Annotated in this window: 2 protein-coding genes and 1 pseudogene; all 3 read right to left on the bottom strand. The window is 52.0% G+C overall.

Annotation, left to right across the window (positions count from 1 at the left end; translation table 11 throughout):
- Nucleotides 1-555 precede the first annotated feature (555 nt).
- Nucleotides 556-1,428, bottom strand: a complete 873-nt coding sequence (gene murI, locus CINSTRO3249_RS14355) for a glutamate racemase (RefSeq protein WP_074013754.1) — start codon at nt 1,426-1,428, stop codon at nt 556-558.
- Nucleotides 1,373-1,771, bottom strand: a pseudogene (locus tag CINSTRO3249_RS14350) (TonB-dependent receptor domain-containing protein); the annotation flags it as partial. The pseudogene CINSTRO3249_RS14350 and the gene murI, both read right to left, overlap by 56 nt.
- A 17-nt stretch (nt 1,772-1,788) precedes the next feature.
- On the bottom strand, nt 1,789-3,148 hold a 1,360-nt coding region (locus CINSTRO3249_RS14345; protein ID WP_254304262.1), incomplete at its 5' end, for a flagellar biosynthesis protein FlhF.

Below are 3,148 nucleotides of genomic sequence, written 5' to 3'. Positions count from 1 at the left end.
CTTCAAGACTTGATATTTCGGTATGTCGATATCGTCTTGTGAGTGCCCACACAGATTGTCTGATAAATTGTTAAAGAGCAGTGCCGGGAGGCTGTTTTCTCGACCGGCGCGGGTGGCGTATATTACGCTTTTCCGCTGTAGAGTCAAGCTTTTATTTGCCCGTAGCGGGCCGCCTGCCTCTGGCTGAGCCGGTTCGCCGTAGCGACTGTTCCCGGTCAGTGGAGGCGCATTATAGGGCCTAAACGGCCGGAGACAAGCGCTAATTACAACTTTTGCGTCGAGTGGCGATAAATTAAACGAAGCGCCAAATTTCCATGGCCCGATTAACGGTCTGACGTTGGTTTTCAGTCAAGTCCGATGCCGATACGCTAAACACCCTTAAGCCCTTATTCCTTTATCACCCTAATGCGTTATTCCATTATTCCCTTATTCGCATATTCCCGAATTGCCCGCCGGCCATAACTTTCCGCCGCCGTGGCGATGCCACGGGCGACTGACATCGGACTCGCGAAAGGAAAGGAAATGACGCGCGCCGAGCGACCGCATCGAATGTGGTTAAAGCGTAAGCTTTCCCAATGAGCCGAAACCATAGCGCGTCAGCGCCGGCATCAGCGCTACCGCCTGCGGCGTGGTGGCAAGGCAGTAGGCTTTATTCGGTCCCGTTTCGCCCTGCAGGCTGTTCACATCCATATCATGCTCCACCAGCCAGGCCGCGCGGCGCGCAATGGCCGAACCGGAATCGACCAGCCGTGTGCCTTCCGGCAGTACCGCCTGGAGCTCTTGGCTCAGCAAGGGGAAGTGGGTACAGCCCAGCACGACCGTGTCGGGGGGCTCCGCTGCCCTTAACCAGGGGCGCAGAAGTTTGCGCAGCACCGGCAGCGGCACCATTTCGCCGTGCAGTTTGGCTTCCGCCATATCCACCAGTTCGGCCGTCCCCAACTGCAAGATTTGGCAATCGCCGGCGTATTGATTAATGAGATCGTGAGTGTAGCTGCGCTGTACGGTTGCGCGGGTCGCCAGCAACCCGACAATACCATTACGGGTGAGTCGGGCCGCCGGTTTGATCGCCGGTACCACGCCGATAATCGGGCAGGGGAAACGCTCACGCAGCGCCGGCAGGGAAATGGTGCTGGCGGTATTGCAGGCAACAATGACCAAATCGATCTTATGCAGTCGCCACATCGCACCGACAATGGCGACGACCCTATCGACAATGAACTGCTCTGGTTTCTCCCCATAAGGGAAAGCCTCATTGTCAAATACGTACAAATAATGGGCATTAGGCAACGTTTGCCTGACTTCATCGTAAATCGACAGGCCCCCCACGCCAGAGTCAAAAACAAGAATGGTGGGCCGTTTGGCGGCGCTGCCGTCAGAAAGCATAGGTTCCGGTGAGATAGAATTCCCGTCCTGCAGTCGGGTAGCCATAAGCTGTCTCATAATTTTTATCGAACACGTTGGCCAGTCTACCACGAACCGTCAACCGGGTTGTCAGCGGATATGACGCCGCAATATCCCACAGACTGATCCCGCCCAACCGTACGCGTTGATTGGTGTTATAATTCGTATCCCAACGCTGCCCCAAATAACGGTAATTCAGTGACCAATCGATGTTGGCCACCAGCCAGTCCAACTGGTATTTCACCTGCTGTTTCGCGCGGCGCGCCAATATCTCATTGGTTTTGGCATCACGCGGATCGAGATATTCCAACGTCACCTGATGGGACAGCACGCCTGTGGTAAACGAGCCGGTCCATTCCACCCCTTTAATGCATAGGTATCTACACATCAGGGAGGAGGCTTAAGAGCAACTCTCGCTAAATGAGTAAGTTCTTCCAGACTATATTCCGATAATAATTTTAGTGTATTCAACAAGATGGATAGGCCAGCGAGCAGAGCAGGAGCGCTCTCTCTGCGGCCTCGCTTTTGCTGTCGTCCTGACAAGCGACATATCAGCTGGCGGGCTGCCGCATTTTCTTCTCCTTCAGCGCGTTGCAGCCGCCATACCAGAACAGCAGCCATACTGGCTATTAACAACCTGCGTAGTACGGCTGGCGCGCTGCGCTGAAGCCATGTTTCTACGTCATGTCCGGCACCTTTCAGCAACTTAAAAAATGATTCAATATTCCAGCGCCAGTAATACCAACGAGCTACTTCCTCGCAGGTGATCTCGCTGCAAACGTTTGTAAGCAGCGTCCAGCGTCCCACCACATTACCGAGATCATCCGTAAGCCGAACAACAACCAATCTGACCGTCAGAGGCTCTCCAGGTTGGATTTTTATGCGGCGGCCGGTTTCTTTATCTTTACGCTTCTGCTGCGCAGCTCGGGTTATGACTATCGAGGTTTCACTGATTTCCATATCAGCTTTTTTCCCTTTCCAGTCTACCTGTCCGCATCCGTTGTATGGCAGAAGAGCAGCAATCTCACCAATTTTCAATGAATTACCTTGCCACTCTGCACCATGTCCTTCTTTTCCTCGGATAAGCCAGCATATTCCTTGAGTACTCAACGTCCGCATATGTCCAATAGAGTCACCCTCTCTATCAATTATATGAATCAGCTTTTTACCTATATTAAGCGATTCCACACGGGCAATATCGGTCGTCAAGGCGTCCATATGTGTCTGCCGTTCGGACAGTCCTTCCGCCAACGTTGAATGACAACCGGTTGCATCGGTAAGTGTCTGAGATAGAGGCGCTATTGGCAAACCCGTGCCAGCATCAACCAGCAAGCTGCTTTGAAGTTCATATCCAACATCGCCACCGTGCGTCATTTTTAAGCGTCCGTATTTGGCATGATGGTAAAGAAATTGTAAACGTGACCAATCATGAACAACGAGAGCGTATGGATGCGGGCTAAGCGAAATTTGCTCAAGTGCTAGCGAAATAATTGGCTCATTGAGTTGACTGAAGCTAATTCGCTTATTATTCAGAAAACGCCAGACAGCTTGGGTAGTTGCGAAAGTTGATTTTTGAGCACTTGCGAGGTCTTTAACCGCAGAAGCAAGAAGAGCCGCGGGCGTCATATGCTGTTTAACCAGCGTCTGATATCGGCGGGTAAGGCGAGAGTCAATCCCGCCAACAGATAGGTTGAAATCATTCTGCAAAGTAATAACAGGTATCACGATAAATGTGTAGATACCTATG

The sequence above is a fragment of the Candidatus Sodalis sp. SoCistrobi genome (assembly GCF_900143145.1).
Taxonomy (GTDB): Bacteria; Pseudomonadota; Gammaproteobacteria; order Enterobacterales; family Enterobacteriaceae; genus SoCistrobi.
The sequence above is the reverse complement of the archived record's forward strand: the minus strand, read 5'-3'. Positions and strand labels throughout refer to the sequence as shown.

Bases quoted from the DNA above. Each gene is read 5' to 3' on its own strand.
- murI (WP_074013754.1), bottom strand. From the start codon at position 1,428: ATGGCTACCCGACTGCAGGACGGGAATTCTATCTCACCGGAACCTATG.